This window comes from Aureibaculum sp. 2308TA14-22 (assembly GCF_040538665.1).
GTDB lineage: Bacteria > Bacteroidota > Bacteroidia > Flavobacteriales > Flavobacteriaceae > Aureibaculum.
In genome coordinates this window covers 2522991-2547380 of record NZ_JBEWXT010000001.1, presented here as the reverse complement: position 1 = coordinate 2547380, position 24390 = coordinate 2522991, and the positions used below count along the sequence as shown (strand labels likewise).

The following is a 24390-nucleotide window of genomic DNA, read 5'->3' as shown; positions in this document are numbered from 1 at the left end:
TTAAAAAGGCAATTGCTGCAAATCAACATTACCGCCAGAAAGTATAATCCCAACTTTTTTAGTTGCAAATTCTGACTTTGAATTTAAAACCGCGGCCAAGGCTACCGCACTTGAAGGTTCTACAATAATTTTCATACGTTCCCAAATCAACCGCATAGCTTCTACAATTTCTTCTTCGGTAACCCTAATTATCTTTTCAACATGGTTATTGATGAGGTTAAACGTAATATCTCCCAAGGAAGTTTTAAGTCCGTCACCAATGGTGTCAGTTGTCGCATTATGTTCTATTTTACCACTTTCCATAGATCGGTAAGCATCATCAACCGCAAAAGGTTCAGCACCAATTACTTTACAGTTGTTTCCAAAAGCCAAAGCACTTAATGCCGTACCTGAAACCAAGCCGCCACCGCCAACAGGTGAAATGATAAAATCTAAATCAGGATGTGTTTCTAATAATTCTTTTCCTGCCGAAGCATTACCTAAAACAACATTAAAATCATTAAATGGGTGAACAAAAGTTGCCCCTTTTTCTTGCTGAATTTTTGCAGCTGTAGTTTCTCTAGCTTCTAAAGTTGGCTCACATTCCGTTATTTCTCCGCCATAACCCCTAACGGCACTTTTTTTTACTTCTGGAGCATTATTAGGCATAACGATATACGATTTTACTCCCAAGTTTTTAGCTGCCAAAGCCAAGGCTTGAGCAAAATTGCCGGAGGAGTGGGTAACAACACCTTTTTGCTTTTGCTCGGGCGATAATTGCAAAATAGCATTGGTTGCTCCTCGCATTTTAAAAGCACCCATTTTCTGAAAATTTTCGCATTTGAAGAATAATTCAGCACCAGCCATTCTATCCATAGTTTTAGAAGTAATAACAGGGGTGTTGTGTATATAGGGGAAAATCCTAATATAGCTTTCTAAAATATCTTCTTTAATGTCCATAAGCTATTTTTTATAATTTTTCACACCCGCTTTTATGGCAATAGCCAAATCGTTTTCTTCGGGCGGAATAGGGCAGGAGTAACTTGGGTTATAGGTGCAATAGGGATTGTAAGCCTTGTTAAAATCTATTATGATGGTTTTTCCCTCAGGGATTTCAAGATCAATATAACGTCCTCCACCGTAGGTTTCTTCACCATTTGTTATATCCGTAAACGGTAAAAAAAGATAATTTTTATATTGTTCTTCAAATTTAAGCGATTGACTTTGGTAAATGCTCAATTTTAATTTTTTACCCATTAAGGTAAAGTGAGCCTCGGCATATTTAACTTCTATGTTGGTGCTAGAAGTAGTAGTGGGCATTTCAAAAGCTTTTTCATTGGGGGTTCTTACAAAATTTGCCGTCACTTTATAAGTAGAATCAATTGGGAAAAAATCTAAGTTCTTAAATTTCTTTCTATCTTCTTCCGTCAAAGGAGACTCTTCTGGGTCTGAAAATTCCCTGTTCATTTTGTGCTGATAATCTTTTATAGAAGCAACATAATCATCAAAAATTACCTTTTTTTGAGAACAAGCGACTAATGAAATTGACAGTAGAAATAATAAAATGAATCTTTGCATAAAAGTTGTAATTCGATGTAAAGGTAATAATTATTAAAAATATTTTGTAGTTTTGACGAATCACAAACAAAGAATAATGTATACCACAATTAAATATGTCCAGTTAATTTGTTCGATTACGAACAAGTCGGGTGTGTTATAAATTGATTGGTATAAAAATCATACTATAAAAAACCCGGCAATTTGCCGGGTTTTTTGATTTAGAAAAAAGAAATGAATCTACTAACCTACATTAACAGAAAAATTGTACAACCATACATTGGCACTTTTAATGGTTTGTCAACAGAGGTTTGGTGGCTGGCACTCATAACTTTTATAAACAGAGCAGGTACAATGGTTATACCGTTTTTGTCTTTGTACTTAACCAAACATATGGGCTTTACATTGAGTAAAGTAGGTTGGGTGATGACTGCTTTTGGGCTGGGTTCTGTAATTGGTTCTTGGATAGGCGGTAAACTTACAGATAGCATAGGTTATTACAAAGTAATGCTATTTAGTTTAATAGGTACTGGATTTCTGTTTATTGGATTGCAATATTTAACCACTTTTTACACCATTTGTTTAGGTGTGTTTTTGGTAATGTTGGTTGCAGATACCTTTAGACCGGCTATGTTTGTTGCGTTAAATGCATATAGCAAACCTGAAAACAAAGCACGTTCAGTTACGCTAATTCGATTGGCCATTAACTTAGGGTTTTCAGGAGGCCCAGCAATTGGCGGATTAATTATAACAAAAATTGGTTATGGTTTTCTTTTTTGGATTGACGGTATTACATGTATCTTAGCGGCAATTTTATTAGTAATTGTATTGCAACCTAGAGCTTCAAGAATTTTGGATAATCTGATTGTAGAAAATCCTAAATCGGTGTATAGCGATAAATTATTTTTTATTTTTTTCGCGGCTATGGTATTGTTCGGATTTGTATTCTTACAGTATTTTTCTACCATTCCACTTTACTATAAAGATGTGCAGCAATTATCAGAATATCATATAGGATTGTTGATGGGTTTAAATGGCTTTTTAATTTTTGTGCTAGAGATGCCAGTAATTAAAAAACTAGAAGAGGGCAATTTGAATATTGTAGCATTAATGATTTTTGGTGTTATTTTGATGGGAGCCAGTCTTCTAGTATTAAATTTAAGTGCTTGGGTTGGTATTGTTGTTATAGGTATGGTTTTAATGACCTTAGGAGAGATGATATTGTTTCCTTTTTCAAATACCTTTGTAATGCAACGAGCCAAAGGAGGTAAGCAAGGGGAGTATATGGGTTTGTACACAGTTTCTTTTTCTATTGCTCATATTTTTGGACATAATATGGGACTGCAATTTGTGGATAACGTTGGTTATGAAAATACCTGGTATATAATGACAGTATTAACGTTAGTTTGCTTACTGTTATTATATTGGTTAAAAGTAGCTCTAGAAAAAGAAAGATCAGCTAAAAAAGCTACTCACCAATAGAACCAAACTCAACACCTTCAGAGTAAGCAACTTTGATTTTATGTTCACTAAATGCCTTTTTTATATGCTCATGTGCAGAAAAAATAACTTCCCAATAATCATCGGGTTTAGTATAAGGCCTAACAGCTATTTGTACGGTATGGCTATCAAAGTTTTCAATACCTATTTCGGGTTGAGGGTCTTTTAAAATAAGCGGGATAGTTGATAAAGCATCACTGATAATCTTTTTAATTTTAGGGAAACTCTCTTCATAAGGCATGGTTACGTCAATTTCCAATCGAATCATTCCTTTTTCTGAATAATTGGTAACCACATCATCGGTTATTTTTGAATTAGGGATAATCAACGTTTTATTACCTGGTGAAATAATTATGGTATTAAAAACACCAATTTCTTCAACTTTGCCAAATTTGTCGTCAATTTGAATCCAATCACCAACCTTGTAAGGTTTTAAGGATAATACAATAAGCCCAGATGCAAAATTCCCCAAACTACCTTGTAATGACATTCCAATAGCAAATACCGATGCCGCAATAATAGTGGCAAAAATTGTGAGTTCTAATCCGACAATACCAGCCACAACTATTAGTAATAATATTTTTAAAGCTACACTTACTATTGACATTAAAAATGGCCGAATATTGGCTGACATTCCGCTTTTTTCAAGAGCTAATTCAAATAGTTTAACTAATTTTTTTATGATTTTAAACCCTATCCACAATATGGCAAGTGCCAATAAAATTTTAGGTGCAAAAAAGACTATTTTCTCTTGGGCTATATTTAGGTATTCATTGAATTTTTCCATTGATAAATCTATAAGGTATTTTAAAGGGTGTAATTTACAAAAAATAACAATTTTGATAACAACGTCAGAATAAGGTTATGAAATTTTAATACTGGCTAAGAGCGTGCTGAGGTAGGACATAGAATTGTTTCATCTTTATCAACGGCTGGTTTCAATTACCTTATACTCATATATTTATCCTATATTATTCCAAAACTGTGAGAAGAGTATCATTAAAAAAAACCGCAATGGTCTTGCCTCAACTAACTATCAAGTAATAGAGTGTTTATCTAAAAATTTAGATACATTCTTATAATTCTTTAATTGGGCAATGTCAGAAGGGGTTCTTCCCTCAACGTCAATTACATAAGGATTAGCATCATGATTTATGAGTAATTTAACTATATCTAAACGTTCTTCCCAAAAATTTCCAGCAGCATAATGAAGAGATGTAAAACCTAGAGAATCTTTTTTATTTGGATCCGCTCCAAGCTTCAATAAAACTTTAGCTGCTTTAATTTGCCCTTCACCAGACGCAAGCATAAGTGGTGTTTTTTCCGATGATGAAATAAATGGCTCAAAATAAGATGTGTTAAACAAATTTTTATGATTTTTAGTTTGTTTAACTCCCAAAGTCTTTATATCTACGTCAACCCCATTTGAGATCATAAAATCGATAAATTCTGGATTGTTATAAATTGCTGCTATATGGAGTGCAGACTCCCCAAAGGGCAAAGATGAAGCACTTAAGTTGGCTCCATGTTTTAATAGAATTCGAGCAATTTCTAAATTGTCATGATATCTTCGTCCTAAGGCCGCCATATGAATTATTTTCCATTCTGAAAGATTATTATTTATAGCGTTATCTTCCCAATCAAACCAACCTAATCTTGTTAATACTCTTTCTGGAGACTCTCCTATTTCTAAAAAAAACTCAAAAATAGTTGGCGATGACATTGCAAATTGAATAGGATAAAAACCACCTATTGGTATATTTAATAATGAAGGGTTCCTCTTTGCAATTTTTTTCGCTAGTTCAAACTTTCCTAGTGCCGCCGCAGAAAATATATCGTGCTTCGCCCCCTTTTCTAATAAAAAATTAGCGAATAGCGGATTAACAAAGGAAACAATTTGTAACAGTGTAAATCCAATCCCAGGGAACCAATCAGAATAATACTCTTTATTAATTGAATTGATATTTTTAACTAGTTCGTCAGATTTTGATAGATGATGTTCAAAACCAGAAAGATCTTTTTCTCTAATAAAATTTAATAAAGCATTCATTTATCTAAACTCTTTTTTCTACATATTTCTGCGGTACTCTCCACCAACTTCAAAGAGAGCATGGGTAATTTGACCTAAAGAGCAAATTTTGGTAGCTTCCATCAATTGTTCAAAAATATTCTCGTTTTTAATCGCTTTTTCTTGTAGTAGCTTAAGCTGTACTTCAGATTTGTCAGCATTACCCTTATTCAGGTTTTTAACTACTTCAATTTGATATTTTTTTTCTTTTTCAGTAGCTCTAATAACTTCCTGAGGTAAAATAGTTGGAGAGCCTTTACTGCTTAAAAATGTATTTACTCCAATAATTGGGAAATCACCATTGTGCTTCAAGGTTTCGTAATACAAACTTTCTTCTTGAATTTTAGAACGTTGATACATGGTTTCCATAGCTCCTAAAACACCACCTCTATCAGTAATTCTATCAAATTCAGCGTAAACGGCTTCTTCAACTAAATCAGTCAATTCCTCAATAATAAATGCACCTTGAATAGGGTTTTCATTTTTTGTTAAGCCTAATTCCTTGTTAATAATCAATTGAATAGCCATTGCTCTACGTACCGATTCTTCTGTTGGAGTTGTAATAGCCTCGTCATAAGCATTGGTATGAAGGCTATTGCAATTGTCATAAATGGCATACAATGCCTGTAATGTGGTCCTTATATCATTAAAATCAATTTCTTGAGCATGCAACGATCTCCCAGAAGTTTGGATATGGTATTTTAACATTTGAGCTCTTGGGTTAGCTCCATATTTTAATTTCATGGCTTTCGCCCAAATTTTACGAGCAACCCGACCAATTACAGCATATTCTGGGTCAATGCCGTTGGAGAAAAAGAAAGATAGATTTGGTCCGAATTTGTCAATGTCCATTCCACGAGATAAATAATACTCTACATAGGTAAAACCATTTGACAAGGTAAATGCCAATTGCGAGATAGGATTTGCACCAGCTTCAGCAATATGATAACCAGAAATAGAGACAGAATAAAAATTCCGAACTTTATTTTCAATAAAATACTGCTGCACATCACCCATCAATCGCAATGCAAATTCCGTTGAAAAAATACAGGTATTTTGTGCTTGGTCTTCTTTTAAAATATCTGCTTGGACAGTACCTCGCACTTTAGCAATAGTATCTAACTTAATTTTTTGGTATATATCATCTTGTAAAACCTGATCTCCAGTAACACCTAATAACAATAAACCTAATCCGCTGTTACCTTCAGGGAGTTCTCCTTGATATTGAGGTCTTTGAATACCTTTCTTTTCGTAAATGGCATTAATCTTTTTCTCAACTTCCTTTTTTAAACCTTCTGCTCTGATATATTTTTCACATTCCTGATCAATAGCAGCGTTCATAAAAAACCCTAATAGTATCGGTGCTGGACCGTTAATAGTCATGGAAACCGAAGTCATTGGGTTGGTCAATTCAAAGCCAGAATACAGTTTTTTGGCATCGTCTAAACAGCAAATGGAAACACCGGCATTACCAATTTTTCCGTATATATCAGGACGTAGATCAGGATCGTTTCCATATAAGGTAACCGAATCAAAAGCAGTAGACAAACGCTTAGCTTCCATATCTAAACTCACATAATGAAATCGTCGGTTAGTACGTTCTGGGCCGCCTTCGCCAGCAAACATCCGTGTAGGGTCTTCGCCAGTCCGTTTAAACGGATAAATACCTGAAGTAAAAGGAAATTCGCCTGGAACATTTTCTTGTAAATTCCAAAGCAAAACATCTCCCCAAGCTTCATATTTTGGCAAGGCAATTTTTGGAATTTGTAAATGTGACAACGATTCAGAATACGTATCTATTTTTATTTCCTTATCACGAACTTTAAAAGTATAAACAGGATTTTTGTAAGATTGTTTTTTTGCTTCCCAAGCTAAGATTATTTCCCAATTTTTTGGCGTTAGCTCTTTTTTAATTCGAACAAATTCTTTTAAAAGAAGTTGTAATAAATCCACATGGTTGTCACCTCGAGCGGAGTCGAGAGGTATTTTTAATAGAACGTTTTCGTCCAAACCATTTTCCGTAATAAAATCTTGATTGTTATCCAAAGCACTAACATCGCACACAGAACAAACCGTCTTATAAATACCATACAATTTTTGAGCAATTTCCTTTTGTTCAATACTCGACTGATTATAATTGCGATTAGTATCGGTAATTTCAGAAAGATAACGTGTCCGTTTCGGTGGAATAATGAACTGTTTTTCCGACATTTCATCGGTTATTTTAAATGTGCTTTTTAGGTTTATATCTGTTTTTTCATTCAACTTATCAATAATGGCTCTGTACAAAGAATTTGTTCCCGGATCGTTAAATTGAGAAGCAATTGTGCCAAAAACGGGCATAGACTCGGGATTACTTTCCCAAAGGTTATGATTTCGCTGATATTGTTTTTTTACATCGCGTAAAGCATCTAATGCTCCACGTTTATCAAATTTATTAAGGGCAACTATATCCGCATAATCGATCATGTCGATTTTTTCCAATTGGGTTGCCGCACCGTATTCAGGAGTCATTACATACAAAGCAACATCAGAATGCTCAATAATTTCCGTACCCGATTGCCCAATACCAGAAGTCTCTAAAATAATGAGGTCAAATTCAGCTATTTTTAATATGTCAATTGCATCAGAAACATTTTTGGATAGTGATAAATTTGATTGCCGTGTTGCCAATGAACGCATATAAACGCGGTCGTTTTTAATGGAATTCATTCTAATTCTATCTCCCAATAATGCTCCGCCTGTTTTTCTTTTAGAAGGATCAACAGAAATTATTCCAAGTGTTTTATTCTCAAAATCGGACAAAAAACGCCTTACCAATTCATCAACCAACGATGATTTCCCAGCACCGCCAGTACCCGTAATACCGAGAACAGGACAGGTCCCTTTTAATTTCCCCGAAGGGGAAAAAATAGTTGTGAAAGAATCATAATCATTTTCAGCCAAAGTAATCAATCTGGCAATCGTATTTACATCTTTACTTTTAACGAGTTCTAATATTCCCTCCCCTTTGGGGAGGGCTAGGGAGGGGCCTCCATCACATTGCTCCACCATATCGTTAATCATGCCCTGAAGACCCATTTTTCTACCATCGTCAGGTGAATAGATTCGGGCAATTCCATATTCCATCAATTCCTTGATTTCTTCGGGTAAAATAACTCCACCACCTCCACCGAAAATTTTAATTTGAGAAGCATTTTTTTCTTGGAGCAAATCGAACATGTATTTAAAGTACTCGTTATGTCCACCTTGGTAGGAAGTCATTGCTATGGCATTAGCATCCTCTTGTATAGCTGTATTTACTACCTCTTCTACGCTTCTATCATGACCTAAATGGATTACCTCTACACCAGTAGCCTGAATAATCCTACGCATTATATTTATAGCGGCATCATGTCCGTCAAATAATGAGGCAGCTGTTACAATTCTTATTTTATTTTTGGGTGTATAGGCTTTTATCAATTCCATTTTAAACCATTCGTTTTGACCATGCAATTTACGATTAATTTAATTATAAAGCCGAATGATTAAAGTATTGAGAATTTTATAATTGTAAGTGATAAGAAAATTACGTTTCTATAAATAATTTAAAAAAGACCAAAATTTTCTTTGGTTGAGGTAATTGGGATTCCCTTCGTTTTCATAAGCTTCTTTTTCAAAACTTATATTCTTGTAAGCTTCGTTCCAGTTCCTTAACCAAATTAATCGAAGTAAGAACTCAGTAGTGTACCAGATAAAAAAGAATACCCAAAGTAGCTCCAATTGTTGTTTTAAATGGATGCGTTCATGATTAATTAGTACCCAGTTATTGGATAATGATTTATTTTTTAAAAAAATAAACGGATATATGGCTAAACCCGTATAGTTTTTTGGAATTAAAAATCGGGAAAATAATATCATGATTTTTTAATATTGGGAGATTGACTATTCCTTTAACGTTAAAATTACTAATTAATTACAGTTCAACTATTTAAGAATTTGTAACTTATAAACAAGAAATTAACATTAATAGGTAAGTCTAATTCATGTAAGTAGTAAAATATTATCGGCACTTACGTTTTAAGACTTTTTTTAACGAACTATTAACAGATAATGCAATTTTTACGCCTAATTTTAAGCTAACTAATAATAATTCAAATAATCGATCTTGTCTTATGACCATAGTAAAGGTGGTTAAAATATTGTTTTTGTTCGTTTATATCAGTAGTTTTTCTTCTAATTCTGTAGATCAGAATTCTGGCTTTTTAAAAGAGAAAAAATTGATAGATAGTTTATATTTTGGTTATAATCAAGCATCCGCTAATGAACAAAATGCTCAAAAAATAATTGACACCTATAGTAGAATCAAAAATACGGATTCAGATTTATCCAAAGAAGACTTAAAAATATTAGCAATTAGCTACAGTCATTTAAACAATGCGGAAAAAGCAAGCAATTATCTTGAAAAGTATATAAAAAAGTCTCATAACATAAATGTGCTTAATGACAATTCCTTTGATAAAATAAGAGGTGAGCAAGCATTTAAAACTCTAGATAAGAAATTTAAACCTATGTTTAATTTCTGGTTTGTTTTATATTTTTACGTAGGGTTAATAGGCATATTTTTAGCTTTAATACTAAATTTTAAGAAAAATTCTGATCGTATTGCCAATTTACTGATAAGTCTGTTCATACTACTTGGCTCACTTTTTATACTACATGTATGTATTTTTATTACAAATGTGATGTTCTTGGTTCCGCATTCGGCTCATGCCACAATCACTTTTAATTTTTTATATGGTCCATTACTATACTTTTATTTTAAGCGAGTAACTAAAGGCTATAAATTTAAACTTAAAGACGCACTTCATTTGTTGCCGTTTATTTTCTTTTTTGCTTACTTTACTAGGTATTATCTGCTCTCGTCCGATGAAAAATTACATCTATTATTAAATAGAGAAAAAGCTTTTGATCCAACAATGCTTAAATTTTTGTTAATTATAAAAGTCTTATCGCTTTTAATTTATGGAGTTTTAATTTACAGAATGTATGTTAAAGATAAGAAGAGCAAATTATATGGAGAAACTATAAGCAATTGGAAAGGGTATATTGCGACTTTAAATTTAGCGTATGTGCTTTCGCATATATTCTATGTAGCAATTTTGGCTTTATTTACCTATGTAAATTATTTGATTTATCCGCAATTAATTTCAATGTCTGTTTTTATATTATTTGTAGGCTATAAAGCTTATGTTCAACCAGATATTTTTAATAAGAAACATCTTAACTATAAAGGTGAATTGTTTTTTAATAAATATAAAAAATCCGGACTTACAGAAAGTTTGTCGCAAGAGTTAAAAGAACAGTTATTAAAATTATTACACGAAGAAAAAATCTATAAAATAAATAATATTAATCTAGAAATTCTGTCAGAACAGTTGGGAACGAACAGGCATAGTGCTTCTCAAGTTATTAACGAACACTTCAATATGAACTTTTTTAACCTGATTAATAAGTTTAGAATTCAAGAAGCCTTAGAGATATTTAAGAGCGATAGTAATAATAGTTTAAATATTATCGATGTAGCTTATGATGTTGGTTATAATAATAAAGTTACATTCAACAAAGCTTTTAAAGAAGAAACCGGAATTACACCTTCACAATTCATTAACAATGTTAACGAAAAAAAGCAAATTCAGTTTTCAAAGTAAATTTCAGGTAATACTACTTCGGCTAAGAAAAATATTATAAGCCTTTCCTTCAAAATTTAACATTTTAACTTCATTTGTCACTGAATGCTGAACATAAAGTCGATGGATAACTTACTTCTTAAAAAAATAAAGAATCCACTAAACTTTGTTTTCATGTGTAAGAAGATTATTTGAATTAATTGTTTTTCCTGATTCTTTTTTGTTTGGCATTCTTTAAATTTTTATTAACTCAAATATTCAATTTATGAAATGTAAGTTTTACAATTTATGTTTCTTTCTTGTAATGTTTAGCGGTTCCCTGCTTTATGCTCAAGAAAGAACAATCACTGGTAAGGTAACGGATGATTCTGGCCCATTACCAGGAGTAAGTATTATTATTAAGGGTACCACATCTGGTACCGATACCGATTTTGATGGTAACTACTCCATTGAAGCAAATACAGGAGACATTCTTGTTTTTAGCTTTGTGGGTATGGCTACCCAAGAGGTTGCCGTTGGTTCATCTAGCACTATCAATGTAATAATGAAATCTGATAATTTGTTAGAAGAAGTTGTTGTAGTTGCGTATGGTACTTCAAGTAAAGAGGCACTAACGGGTGCTGTTACTCAAATAAAAACGGAAGACATTGAAAAAAGGTCAATTACAAACTTGTCTACTGCTATTGAAGGTGCTTCTCCGGGAGTTATTGCCACGGCAAGTGGTCAACCAGGTGCGGGCCAAAGCATTAGAATTAGGGGTTTTGGTTCTTTTACAGCAACCAACGCACCATTGTATGTAGTTGATGGTATTCCTATCAACGGTAATTTATCAAGCATTAATCCTAATGATATTGATAACATTACCATTTTAAAAGATGCTTCTTCAACAGCGTTGTATGGAAACAAAGCAACAAATGGTGTGGTATTGGTTACCACTAAGAAAGGTAAAACTGGTAGAGGAGAACTTTCGGTAAATATATCAACAAGTATTGTGGATAGATCTATTCCAGAATATGACAGAATTGATGCCGATGATTATTATCCGGTGATGTGGGAAGCCTTAAGAAATACTTCCGCAATACCAGGTGTAAGTAGCCAGGCTGATTTAGATGCAGCAAATCAAGCGGCTAGTGATGGTATTTTTGGGATATTAGGTTATAACCCTTACAATGTTCCAAATGATCAGATAGTTGGAACTAACGGGCAATTAAACCCAAATGCATCATTATTATATAATGATTTTGATTGGGAAGGTGCTATAACCAGAACAGGTATTAGAAGAACAGCCGACATTAGTTATCAAGGAAGAACTGAAAATGCTGATTATTTTGCATCTTTTGGTTATTTAGATGAAGAAGGTTATATAACAAAATCTGATTTTGAAAGATTTACGGCTAGGGTCAATGTAAATTATCAAGCAAAAAAATGGTTAAAAGTAGGAGGTAACTTTGCGGGTGGTAAGTCGGATAGTAACCAAAGTAATTTGGGTGGTAACACCAGCTTTAGAAATGCTTTTAGATTTACGAGACAAATGGGACCTATTTATCCTATTTACGAACATGATCCAGTTACAGGGGCATTCGTACTCGATGAAAACGGAAACAGAAAATTTGATTTAAACGACAATAGACCAAGTGGTGCAAGTACTGGTAGACATGTTGTTTTAGAAAGACAATTAGATGTTGACTTTGATGAAATAACAAATATCAATTTAAAAACCTATGCTGACATAACTTTAGCTGAGGGCTTAACCTTGAGAACAAATCTAAGTTATGAAGAAGATAATTTTTATAATACCTTTTTCTGGAATACAATAATTGGAGATGGTGCACCTACTGGTTTAGGGTTTAGACAATTTGTTAGAACCAGAACAGTTGGTTTTAATCAATTATTAAATTACACAAAGACTTTTAATGAGGTACATAACTTTGAAGTGTTAGGTGGTCATGAAAGTCAACGATTAGAGATAGATGATTTGAATGGAACCCGTAGAACGCAAATTGCTGCAGGAAATTTAGAGCTAATCAATTTTGTAGAAACAACTGATCTTGTATCTCAACGAGATGAAGCTACCGATGATAGTTATTTTGGAAGACTTAACTATAATTATGATAATAAATATTTTTTAAGCAGTTCTATCCGTACTGACGGTTCATCACGTTTTACAGATGAAAAAAGGTGGGGTACATTTTGGTCTTTAGGTGGTTCTTGGAGTATAGATAGAGAAAATTTTATAAGTGATGTATCATGGATAAATCAATTGAAATTAAGAGCTTCTTATGGTGAATTAGGGAACAGTCGGATATTAAAAACGGTTGGAGGAGTTTTAGTAGCTGATTATTACCCAGCACAAGCAACTTTTGCCTTAGATAATAATAATCAGTCTGAACCTGGTATTATAAGATCTAGCTTAGGAGCACCAGATTTAGAATGGGAAACAAGTGCAAATTTTGATGTTGCGTTAGAGTTTGGTTTGTTCAATAGGATTAGGGGTTCTGTAGAATATTACAATAAAGAGTCACAAAACTTGATATTTAATGTTCCGGTTGCTTTTTCTGACGGAGCGGATAGCAAACTACAAAATATTGGTACGTTATTCAATAGAGGTATTGAAGTTAGTTTGTCAGCCGATATTATTAAGAGCGAAAATTTTTCTTGGAATATCAATATAAACGCAGCTACAATTCAAAATGAATTTACAGAATTGCCACAAGGAGAAATTATCAACGGTACTAAAAAACTGCAAGTTGGTAAAGGCTTATTTGATTATTGGTTGAGAGATTGGTATGGTGTTGATCCTAGTGACGGGGCAGGCCTTTACGTGGCCGATGATCCAACAGCATCTAATGTTAGAACAGTAGATGGTGTAGCGGTAACAACCGCTTCCAGTAATGCTAAATTTCATTATGCTGGTTCTGCCATTCCTGATTTAACAGGAGCTATAACCAATGAATTTAAGTATAAGAATTTCTCTTTGTCAACATTGTTTACATATCAGATAGGTGGTGAAACCTTAGATTTAAATTATGCAGGAATTATGAGTGCAGGAACTTATGGCGAGGCAAAACATATTGATATTTTAGACCGTTGGCAACAACCGGGAGATATTACCAATGTACCAAGAATGGATGCTTCTTCTGCATCACAGTGGGATGCCACTTCGGATAGATGGTTAACGGACGCATCAAACTTGAATTTAAGACAAGCAAATCTTGCTTATACCTTTAATGCTGATGTAGCGGAAAAGATTGGCTTATCTTATTTAAGATTATATGCCACTGCAGAAAATATTTTTTCTATTAATGCTCGTAAAGGGCTTAATGTTCAGCAACAGTTTAATGGTAATACCTCAAATGTATTTACTCCCTCAAGGATAGTCTCATTTGGTTTAAATTTAAAATTATAAAAGAATGAAAAAAGTAAAGTTTATTATGATACTGGCATTAGGAATTTTTGTTCTTAATTCTTGTAAGGAAGATTTTTTAGAAACGGTTCCTACCGATCAAGTTGCCGCTAGCGAAGCTGTAGCTACCACAGCCACGGCAAAATCGGTAGTCAACGGAATCCATAGATCATTATATACCCGTTGGAATTCAATTCAGGGTAACTGTGGAATTGGTGGTATATATATTCATATGGATTTACTAGGTGAAGATCAAGTAGTTCACAGAGAACAATGGCACAATAGAGTGTATAAATGGACGGCAGGTAGGAGTGATACAGACTTTTATGCTGAATTCCCTTGGAGATCCTATTATATAATTATTGCGAATGCAAATGTGTTAATTAATGGTATTGCAAATGCCGAAGGTCCTGATGAAGAGAAAAATGAAATTTTGGGTCAGGCATTGGTTTATAGAGCTTGGTCTCACTATCAATTGGTACAAACTTATGGAGGAAGATATGTTCCGGGCGGTGGAAACTCTCAATTAGGTGTTCCTTATAAGAAAAGTGAGCTTGAAGAACAGTTGGCTAGAAATACGGTTGAAGAGGTGTATACAGAAATCAACAATGATTTAGATGCTGCTATTACTGCCTTAGAAGGGTTATCAAGAGCTAATAAGTCTCATATCAATCAAGCGGTAGCAAAAGGTGTAAAAGCTAGAGTAGCTTTAACGATGGGCAATTGGACTACTGCTATTCAAATGGCTCAAGAAGCGAGAGCTGATTTTAGTTTGATGGATCAAGCAACCTATGCTTTAGGGTTTCAAAGTTCATCTGAAAGTAACCCCGAGTTTATGTGGGCCAGTCAAGTTCAATCAGACCAGAATGATGGGTTTGGTACTTATGGTGCTTATATTTCTAGAAACTTTAGCTCATCCGCTATTCGTGGCAATCCTAGGTCTATAAACTCAACGTTATACGATATGATTTCAGATACCGATGTAAGAAAAGGTCTGTGGGATCCTACAGGAGAACATTTGAATTTACCATCTGGTAAATCATTGTTAGATGCTCATCAAAGAAGACCGTATACCAATCAAAAGTTTTTGGCTTCAAGTAATGGTGATAGTAGTATGGATGTGCCACATATGAGAGCTGCTGAAATGTATTTAATAGAGGCTGAAGCTCAGGCAAGAAATGGAAATGATGGAGCAGCTGCTCAAGCTTTATTTGATTTGGTTACAACCAGAGATGATGCCTATACCTTGTCAACAAATACAGGACAAGCATTAATCGATGAGATTATGATTCAGAGAAGAATTGAACTTTGGGGTGAAGGTTTTAGATTTTTAGATTTAAAAAGACTGAATTTACCCTTGGATAGAACAGGTGCAAACCATAATGCGGCGTTAGCAGATAATAACTTGGAAATTCCGGCGGGCGATATACGTTGGGAGTGGTTGATACCGCGTGAAGAGCTAGATGCTAATCCTAATATGGTGCAAAACCCACAATAAAAACCTTCCCAATTTTATAAAATCCATCTTATTAATTTAAGGTGGATTTTTTGTTTAAAACTTACCTGTTTTCCAAAAGTACGGAGTAAATAAAATCAATACTGTAAATAATTCAAGTCTTCCTAATAGCATTAAAAATGCAGACCACCATTTACCAGCTGTAGGTAAAACGTTAAAATTGCTGACAGGACTCAATTGACCAAATGCAGGGCCTACATTACCTAAGGAAGATGCAGAACCACCAAGTGCAGTAACAAAATCTAGCCCCATAATACCGAACACTATCGCACCAAGTGCAAATAAAATAAGGTATAAAATAAAAAAGGCCATGATATTGAAAACAATATCTTGCGATACAGTTTTACCATTGTAACGAACTGGTATAATAGCACTTGGGTGCATAGAACGCTTAAACTCTATTATGCCATTTTTAATCATTATGATGTGCCGAACGAATTTAACACCACCAGATGTTGAACCAGCAGAAGCTCCAAAAAACATTAATATAAAAAACAACGTAGTTAAAAAGGGAGTCCAAACCGTAAAATCTGCCGTAACGAAACCTGTAGTGGTAATAATAGCAGCTACTTGAAAGAAAGCATGTCTAAAAGCACTTTCCAGCTCGCCATTAACCATAGGGTGAGCAATCAATTGGGTTTCAGTAGCAACTTTGGATACGTCTGCTCTAAAATAAACTATCAAACCAACTATAAGCCCTATTCCTATAACGTTAAACATATAGGTTTTAAATTCTTCGTCTCTTATTATATTTTTTATTTTTCCCGTAAATGCAAAATAACTCAATACAAAATTTGTACCTGCAATAATCATAAAAATAGTTATTATGTATTGTATAATCGGTTGATCGTTCCAGTGAGCAATACTGGCATTTTTGGTAGAAAACCCTCCAGTTGATAACGTACTCATAGCATGATTAGCTGCATCAAAAACACTCATGCCTGCAAATTTTAATAGTACTGCTTCAGCAACCGTAAGTCCTAAGTAGATATACCATAACCGTTTTGCGGTGTCAGTAATTCTAGGATGTAGTTTGTCAGCTGAAGGCCCAGGGGCTTCAGCTGCAAAAAGTTGCATTCCACCTATACCCAATAAAGGTAAAACGGCAATGGTCAATACGATAATACCCATACCTCCAATCCAATGAGTCGTACTTCTCCAAAAAAGTATTCCTTCGGGCATACTTTCTATATCATCTAAAATGGAAGCACCTGTTGTAGTATAGCCAGAAATTGTTTCAAAAAAAGCATTGGTAAATGAGGGAATGGATTCCGAAAAAAGATATGGCAAAGAGCCAGAAAGTGACATTAAAACCCAACCTAAAGTAACAATAATATAGCCCTCTTGCTTGTTGATTTTTTTCTTGAAATTTTTGGTGGTAAACCTAGAAATTACACCGGCCAATATTGTGATTATACCTGCAAAGAATATCCCTTGGGTAGCTCCATCCTTATAGAAATAACTTATAACAGCTGAAACCAACATAAAAAGCCCATTAAAAATGAGGAGAAACCCCATCATTTGAAAAATGATTTTTATGTTTAAATTTTTCATTACTATTCTTAAATTTTTCCAAATAATTTCACAAAGAGGGCACTTTTCATTTTCCTTATTTTACCTTCCCTTAGGGGTCGTTATTGTTTTTTTCAATTACGGATGGAGCTTTTCTTAAGCGAAAAACTTTTCGACCTTGCTAAGAATATCGGACAGACAGCTAACAACCACCTTGTCATTGGCTTGAATTTGAAAATCACCTAAAGCGATCATTCCAACCCCGTCTCTAATTACACCGCCAATAGTGGCTTCTCTCGGAAAATTTAAATCACGTATGATCTTAGTGGTAATTTTAGAGCCTTTGCGTACCCTAAATTCCATAATTTCCACATCAAGATTGTTCAGTGTGGCAATTTCGAGTACATCCCCTTTTCTTACATGTTTGAAAATACTGTTTGCTGCCAATAATTTTTTGTTGATAATACTATGTATGCCAATGGAGTGCGACAATTTAGAATAATCTACAATTTCGGCCAATGCAATAGTTTTCTTTACTCCTTTTGATTTGGCGATGAGACATGACATAATATTTGCCTCTGAACTATCAGTTGCTCCAATGAAAACATCCATGTTTTTTATGCTTTCCTCTTGAAGTAGTTCAACGTCCCTACCATCGCCGTGCACAACTAACGCATTTGGTAACCTGTCGGCTAATTCTAATGCTCTGTCTTTATTTTTTTCAATTATTTTTACGTTTAAGTGTTGGTGGCATAGCTGTTTTGCTGTTCTTCTCCCAACCGAACTACCGCCTAAAATCATAACGTTTTTTACAGGTTCTTTGGTTTTTCCGGTCAGTTTGTACAGATCGTTTACACCCTTTTTAACCGTTATGAAAAATGCAAGGTCCCCACTTTTAAATACGGTATCGCCCCTAGGAATAATACTTGAATTCGAATTATTTTTTTGTATGGTAATTGGCATAAAATGAACCTCGGGAAAGGTTGCCGCCGCTTCTTTAACCGACATGCCCACAAAGGGTGCAGTTTTAGATAATATAATGCCCAACAAACTTAATTGACCATCTTCAAACTCGTGCATGTGGTTAAAAGCTGCCTGATTCAATAACATTTTTATTTCTGAAGTAGCCAATTCTTCGGTGGAAATCAGTTCATCAATACCAAATTCAGAAAAATTGATTTCATTTTTGTTATCTATAAATTCAGAATTGCTTACCCTGGCAATAGTTTGTTTGGCACCTAACCTTTTGGCAAGTACACTTATGGTTATGTTTACGGTTTCATTTGAAGTTACCGCAATAACTAGGTCCGTATGTTTTACATCGGCTTGTTTTAGAATTCTAATTGATGTGGCATTCCCTTTAAGAACCTTTATGTCCAAACGTAGATCGGCATAATTTAATCGATCCCTTTTTTCATCGATAAGTGTAATATCATGAGCCTCGAAAGAAAGTAACTTAGCCAAATGAAATCCAACTTCCCCAGCCCCTGCAATAATAATTCTCATTGTCCAATATATTAAAAGAAGTAACAAAAGTATTGTTTTTTCTTTTATATCTTTAAAGAAATTTTATTTAATGAACAGCGAACAAAAACCATCGTCGATTAAAAGTTGGAAAGAAGACGACAGGCCAAGGGAAAAACTATTGATTAAGGGTAGGGATTCATTATCTGATGCTGAATTGGTCGCTATATTAATAGGTTCAGGAAACAGGCAAGAGAGTGCGGTTGATCTTTCCAAACGCATATTGACCTACGCAAACAATAATTTGAACGAACTAGGAAAATTGTCCGTAAACGACCTAATGCAATTTAAGGGAATTGGAGAGGCTAAAGCCATAACGATCATTACGGCACTGGAGCTTGGACGAAGACGAAGGCTGGAAGAAGCCTTGGTAAAACCAAAAATTTCTAGTAGTAAAGCGGTTTTTGAAATTATGCAACCTATCATTGGAGATATACAACACGAAGAATTTTGGTTGCTCTATTTGAACAATTCCAATAAAATAATCTATAAAAACAAATTGAGCAGCGGTGGTATAACGGGAACTTTGGTAGATGTAAGAATGTTATTTAAAAAAGCGTTGGAAATATCTGCTGTTGCCGTAATTCTGAGCCATAACCATCCATCTGGTAATTTAAAACCTAGCAAAGCTGACATTGACTTAACAAAGAAAATACAAGAAGCAGGTAAAACTTTAGATATAAAAGTGCTAGATCATTTAATAATAACCGAAAAAGATTACTTTAGCTTTGCAGATAGTAATTTGATGTGATTTTGTTATAAAACCTCAAGTAGATTGCTAAATTGAATACTGAAAACCAAAAAATGCTACTAGTTTTTTCTAAAAAAATAACACCGAGATTAACATATACCTTTAAGCACTTTTTTACGAGAATTTTACAGATTAAAGTAGATTTTACAACTAAAGTTGAAGATTTTATTGCCCATGAGGGACCAAAACTTACCTATGGAAAACAGCCGCTGGGAAATGAAATATTTATCAGAAGTACTGATTTGTTATTTGAGCAAGGTATTAATGATGTAGAAATTAAATTAGGAAATTGGGACGGAGTTGAGTGTTTTTTTCAAACCAGACAAGAGGCTACAGTACAATTTGATATTTTTGCGGCAACCTTTTATTTATTAAGTAGATACGAAGAATATTTACCACATCTCCGAGATGAACACGAGCGTTATCCAGCAGAAGAAAGTTTAGCGTTCAAACATCAATTTTTGCACAAGCCTCTGATAGATATTTGGGCGTATAAGTTTAAAGAAATAATAAAGGACAAATACCCAACAACCAAGCTAGAGAGAAGAAATTTTGAATTTATTTCAACCATTGATGTTGACTTGGCCTATTGCTTTAAGCATAAAGGGCTCATAAGGTCGTTTGCAGGTTATTTAAGGGATTTATCGAAATTTAGGATATTGGATTTGTGGTATAGGGCCATGGTGATTTTAGGGTTCAAAAAAGATCCGTTCGACACTTTTGATGAATTGATAAGTTTGCAAAAACAATATGGTATTAAAACGGTTTTTTTCTTTTCGGTTGGAGACTATACCACCTTTGATAAAAATACGTCTTCAAGAAATTCGAGCTACCGATCATTGATAAAATCGGTAGCGGATTATGCCAATGTTGGTTTGCACCCTTCTTATTTTACATCTAAAGATGAAAATAAATTGAAAAAAGAAAAGTCGCGATTAGAGGCAATAGTAAATAGACCGATTGAAAAATCAAGGCAACATTATTTGCGGTTTTATTTGCCCGAAACCTATCAGAATTTAATAAATCTAGAGGTAAAGGAAGACTATACCATGGGCTATGCTGCCCATTACGGGTTTAGGGCTAGTACGTGTACACCCTTTTATTTTTATGATTTAGAATTTGAAATACAGACCCCGTTAAAAGTATATCCATTTGCGGTTATGGATGGTACTTTAAAAGATTACTTAAAACTACCGAACAAAAAATCATTCGAAATAATTATAGATTTAGCAAAGCAGGTTAAGAAAGTTGATGGTACTTTTATAACCCTTTTTCATAACGACACCTTAAGCAATAGATACCGGTGGAGGCGTTGGAGAAAAATTTATATCGATATGTTTAAAAAGTTAAGCCCAATAACTTAAAGCATAGTTACATGATTAGGTATTTAACTAAAAACCGGATAGATATATCGAAATACGATAACTGTGTTTCTAATTCTATCAATAGCCGCATTTATGGGTACAGTTGGTTTTTAAATGCCGTTTGCGATGATTGGGGTGTTTTAGCTCTTGACGATTACACCGCGGTTATGCCCCTGCCGAGACGTAGAAAACTAGGTGTTGATTATATTTACCTAACTCCTTGGGTACAACAGTTGGGTGTATTTTCAACGGAAAAAATTAAACCTGATTTGATTGAGAGCTTTATTCAAAAAATACCCCGAAAATTTAAGTTGATCGACATCATGTTAAATTCAGGGAACAATTTTTCCAGTAAACATGTGAACTTAAGGGAAAACTTTATACTGCCGCTAAATACCGAAAATCATCGATCATTACAAAAAGAGTATTCCAAAGGTAGGAAAAGCAGTATAAAACAAGCTCAAAAGTTTGAATTGGTTATACAGACCACTGCTACGGTAAATGCACTAATCGAGCTATTTAAAAACAACAAAGGAGCGGATTTAAAAAAAACGGAACATGAATACGCAACCCTGCAAAAGTTGGTGGCAAAGGCACGTGAACTGGACAAAACAGTTGTTTATGAAGTTTTAAACAAAAGCGGTAAATTAATTGGTGGAGCTATTTTTTTAAAAGACAACTCCAGAATTACCTACTTATTTTCGGCACTTAATGATGAAGGGAGAAAAAAACAAGCAATGTCTTTTTTGATGGATTTTGTTATAGAAAAATATGTAAACCAACCTATAATATTAGACTTTGAAGGTTCAATGATACCTGAAATTGTCTCTTTTTATAAAAGTTTTGGAGCAAAAAAAGAAATGTATTACCATTATAAAAAGTATCGTTTATGATCGGTAAAACAGCTATTAAAATTTGTTTTCTTGCGGACAAGCACGATTTATACGATGACAGGATCTATTGGAAAATGGCCGTTCCACTCAAAAAGAAAGGATACGATGTACATTATTTATTAATCAGAGACAGGAACGAAAAGGGTATTACCAAACAAGGCATCAATTATGAAATGCTAAAAGTAAAGACCTTCTCAAAAAACCGATACCTTAATTTTTTAATAAAAAGGGTAAACCCGTTTAACAATTATAAGAAACTATTGACATTAGCGGGTAAACTAAATGCCGACGTTTACCATTTTCACGATCTTTGGATAAACAGAATTGGCAAAAAATTAAAAAACCTGCCACAAAAACCGGTTGTTTTTTACGACGCACGGGAACCTTACGCCCAAGATTTCGTTTCATTTACCGAAGCAAAAGGAATTATAAAAAAACTAGTAGGTCTGTTTGCCAGTTATATTGATCATTGGGAAAAAAGAAAAGCCAAAAACTATGATTTGGTTATTTCGAACGAAGAAATTGTCAGAGATAATTTTAGAAAAAAATTAGGAAATCATAAGGCTGAGGTAATTTATAATTTTACGGATATTTACAAAAACTACAATCAAACTGATTTATCTGAAAGGAAATACGATTTTATTTATTGCGGTGGTATAACAGAATCTAGAGGTGCTATGAAAATAATTGAAGCTATTAAAATTGCAAAAAAAACCATTCCCAATATAACCTTGGTCTTTGTCGGCAGATATTCTCCTGAAAATTTAAAGCAAAAACTTCAAAATTTTATCGATAGCAATAATTTGAAAAACAATGTACAATTGTTTCCTTTTGTAAACTACAAAGCGGTTAGCAATTTTTACAATTCAAGTAAAGTGGGATTGATAGCTTGGTTGCCTAAAAAAGCATTAACTATTAAAATGCCAATAAAAATTTTTGAATATATGGCCTTTGGACTGCCCATCATTGGAAGTAATTTTGGACATATAAATAATTACATTGAAGGTGATAATTGCGGTGTAACGGTTAACCCTGATAATCCAAATGAAATTGCCGAAGCAATGGTAAATCTGCTAACAAACAAGCAAAAATATAATGAGTTTAGCGAAAATGGAAGGAAAGTTACTTTACAAAAATATAAATGGGAGTTAGAGTTAAACCGTTTAATTGGTTTTTATAATAAAGCTTTAGATGACAGGGAGAAAAACAAATAACAGGGCTTTTTTTAAAGATTTTAGCTGGTATTTTTTAGGCTCATTTGTGCCTTTGTTAATTGGTTTTGCAAAAACACCAATATTTACGCGTCATTTTGGTAAAGAAGATTATGGTTTTTTAGGTATTATTAGCATAACGTTTACCTATTTGGGCATGGTTTTGTTTTCCTGGATAGGTTCATGCATTTGGAGGTTCTATTCCAGATATGAATCGGAAAATAAGCTCAAACACTTATATTCTAATTTAGGGTTGTTGTATTTCGTTTCAATGTTGGTTTTGGTTTTCATAGCATTGATATGGTATGGATTTTCAAATAATTACTTGGTTAAACAACTAATTTTTTATTCGTTTTTTCAAATACTTTTAAACCAATTATTTCTGTTTTACATGGTTTTGATAAGGTTAAAGGGTAAGGCAAAATTTTATACTATTTTTCAAACGGTAAGAGCTTTTTTGAGTATTTCAATAGCACTAATCATGGTTTTTTGGCTAAATTATAACATTAGTGCATTGGTATCTAGTTTAGTGGTTCTTGATGTTTTGGTCTTACTGTTCTTATTTGCCTATAACCCTGCAAAAGTCGCCGTAAATTACCAGCTTATATCTAAAGGAAAATTAAAAGAATTGATAAGCTATGGTGCTGTGGGGTTAATTTTAAATATCTGTTTACTGGTCATAACCACAAGTGATAGATACATCATTGCTTGGTTTGGTAATTTAGGAGATGTTGGTATTTATGATCAGATTTATAAATTAGGTCAAATTTCTGTGGTAGCTTTGGTAACGGTTTTTTTTAATACAATTAACCCATTGCTGTTAAAACAATTAGAAACAAACTTTGATAGTTCGGTACAATTAATCAGAAAATATATTAAATTCTTTATCATATACGGATTGCCCGTAATTATTTATCTGAGCATTTTTTCTAAAGATATAGCGACACTTTTTTTAGGTAAGGAGTTTAGGGTAGGTTATACCATATTGCCTTTTATTTTCTTTGCTGCCTATTTTCAGGGGCTTTCAAATTTTTATGAATTACGCTTAAAATTTTCAAGTAAGTATAAAAAATTAAGTTTTATTGCTATTGCAGCAGCTGTTATAAATATAATTACAACAACTATTTTTGTTGGATTATACGGTTACAAATGGGCTGCCATTGCAACTTTATTTTCCTATATTTTACTGATTGCAATGTTGCACTATTACGATAGGGAAATTTTATCTACTTTTAAAACAAAGAAAAACCTTTATTACAAAATAGTTATCGTGCTCACTTTACAGCTGTTAATTTATTTTTTGACAGATAATTTATTCCAATTACAATTTTTTACAAAGTTGGCAATGGGCTTTTTATTCATTTTGTCATATTATCTTCTTTTTAAGAAGCAATTACTGTCAGTCGATTTGCCCATGGTATAAATTTTTATCTTTGATTTTTA

17 protein-coding genes are annotated in these 24390 nt (G+C 33.6%); 9 read left to right on the top strand and 8 right to left on the bottom strand.

What is annotated here, in order from left to right; all coding sequences use genetic code 11:
• Window positions 1–939 carry a pyridoxal-phosphate dependent enzyme gene (locus U5A88_RS11460; RefSeq protein WP_354206551.1) on the bottom strand — a complete coding sequence of 313 codons (939 nt, stop codon included), beginning with the start codon at window positions 937–939 and terminating at the stop codon, window positions 1–3.
• A 3-nt stretch (window positions 940–942) separates the two neighbouring features.
• A complete protein-coding gene (locus U5A88_RS11455; protein WP_354206549.1) occupies window positions 943–1557 on the bottom strand; it encodes a DUF1684 domain-containing protein in 615 nt (204 codons plus the stop codon).
• A gap of 213 nt (window positions 1558–1770) precedes the next feature.
• On the opposite strand from U5A88_RS11455, the gene U5A88_RS11450 reads away from it, so the two are divergent.
• Window positions 1771–3018: an MDR family MFS transporter gene (locus U5A88_RS11450; protein ID WP_354206547.1), complete on the top strand. Its 1248-nt coding sequence runs from the start codon at window positions 1771–1773 to the stop codon at window positions 3016–3018.
• Here U5A88_RS11450 and U5A88_RS11445 read toward each other — a convergent pair.
• From U5A88_RS11445 to U5A88_RS11430, 4 genes are all read right to left on the bottom strand, one after another.
• On the bottom strand, window positions 3005–3823 hold the full coding sequence (locus U5A88_RS11445) for a mechanosensitive ion channel family protein (RefSeq protein ID WP_354206545.1): 819 nt from the start codon (window positions 3821–3823) through the stop codon (window positions 3005–3007). The genes U5A88_RS11450 and U5A88_RS11445 overlap by 14 nt on opposite strands.
• Before the next feature lie 249 nt (window positions 3824–4072).
• Window positions 4073–5086, bottom strand: coding sequence for an ankyrin repeat domain-containing protein (locus tag U5A88_RS11440; protein WP_354206543.1), 1014 nt, complete (start codon window positions 5084–5086; stop codon window positions 4073–4075).
• An 18-nt stretch (window positions 5087–5104) separates the two neighbouring features.
• Window positions 5105–8572 carry a methylmalonyl-CoA mutase family protein gene (locus U5A88_RS11435; RefSeq protein WP_354206541.1) on the bottom strand — a complete coding sequence of 1156 codons (3468 nt, stop codon included), beginning with the start codon at window positions 8570–8572 and terminating at the stop codon, window positions 5105–5107.
• 108 nt (window positions 8573–8680) lie between these two features.
• Window positions 8681–9004, bottom strand: coding sequence for a hypothetical protein (locus U5A88_RS11430; RefSeq protein ID WP_354206540.1), 324 nt, complete (start codon window positions 9002–9004; stop codon window positions 8681–8683).
• A gap of 254 nt (window positions 9005–9258) precedes the next feature.
• On the opposite strand from U5A88_RS11430, the gene U5A88_RS11425 reads away from it, so the two are divergent.
• The 3 genes from U5A88_RS11425 to U5A88_RS11415 all read left to right on the top strand — a co-directional run bounded on the left by U5A88_RS11425 (window position 9259) and on the right by U5A88_RS11415 (window position 15674).
• Window positions 9259–10794 carry a helix-turn-helix domain-containing protein gene (locus U5A88_RS11425; protein WP_354206538.1) on the top strand — a complete coding sequence of 512 codons (1536 nt, stop codon included), beginning with the start codon at window positions 9259–9261 and terminating at the stop codon, window positions 10792–10794.
• A gap of 244 nt (window positions 10795–11038) precedes the next feature.
• Window positions 11039–14179: a SusC/RagA family TonB-linked outer membrane protein gene (locus U5A88_RS11420; RefSeq protein WP_354206536.1), complete on the top strand. Its 3141-nt coding sequence runs from the start codon at window positions 11039–11041 to the stop codon at window positions 14177–14179.
• Between the two features lie 4 nt (window positions 14180–14183).
• Window positions 14184–15674 (top strand): RagB/SusD family nutrient uptake outer membrane protein, encoded by a 1491-nt coding sequence (locus U5A88_RS11415; protein WP_354206533.1) that lies wholly within the window; start codon window positions 14184–14186, stop codon window positions 15672–15674.
• A gap of 54 nt (window positions 15675–15728) precedes the next feature.
• Here U5A88_RS11415 and U5A88_RS11410 read toward each other — a convergent pair whose 3' ends face one another.
• The gene (locus U5A88_RS11410; RefSeq protein ID WP_354206529.1) at window positions 15729–17246 is read right to left on the bottom strand and encodes a TrkH family potassium uptake protein; all 1518 of its coding nucleotides are present in this window, start codon (window positions 17244–17246) and stop codon (window positions 15729–15731) included.
• Between the two features lie 114 nt (window positions 17247–17360).
• Window positions 17361–18710 (bottom strand): Trk system potassium transporter TrkA, encoded by a 1350-nt coding sequence (trkA, locus tag U5A88_RS11405; RefSeq protein ID WP_354206527.1) that lies wholly within the window; start codon window positions 18708–18710, stop codon window positions 17361–17363.
• Between the two features lie 70 nt (window positions 18711–18780).
• Here trkA and radC point away from each other — a divergent pair, with 70 nt between their 5' ends.
• The 5 genes from radC to U5A88_RS11380 are packed head-to-tail and all read left to right on the top strand — an operon-like array spanning window position 18781 to window position 24370.
• The gene (radC, locus tag U5A88_RS11400) at window positions 18781–19479 is read left to right on the top strand and encodes a RadC family protein (RefSeq protein ID WP_354206525.1); all 699 of its coding nucleotides are present in this window, start codon (window positions 18781–18783) and stop codon (window positions 19477–19479) included.
• A 53-nt stretch (window positions 19480–19532) separates the two neighbouring features.
• Complete coding sequence (locus tag U5A88_RS11395; RefSeq protein ID WP_354206523.1) at window positions 19533–20843, top strand: polysaccharide deacetylase family protein; 1311 nt, start codon at window positions 19533–19535, stop codon at window positions 20841–20843.
• Between the two features lie 11 nt (window positions 20844–20854).
• Entirely contained in the window at window positions 20855–21736 is an 882-nt protein-coding gene (locus tag U5A88_RS11390) for a GNAT family N-acetyltransferase (RefSeq protein WP_354206521.1), read from the top strand.
• The gene (locus U5A88_RS11385; RefSeq protein WP_354206519.1) at window positions 21733–22950 is read left to right on the top strand and encodes a glycosyltransferase family 4 protein; all 1218 of its coding nucleotides are present in this window, start codon (window positions 21733–21735) and stop codon (window positions 22948–22950) included. Before U5A88_RS11390 ends, U5A88_RS11385 begins: the two co-directional genes overlap by 4 nt.
• On the top strand, window positions 22928–24370 hold the full coding sequence (locus tag U5A88_RS11380; protein ID WP_354206517.1) for a lipopolysaccharide biosynthesis protein: 1443 nt from the start codon (window positions 22928–22930) through the stop codon (window positions 24368–24370). Before U5A88_RS11385 ends, U5A88_RS11380 begins: the two co-directional genes overlap by 23 nt.
• The last annotated feature ends 20 nt before the right edge of the window (window positions 24371–24390 follow it).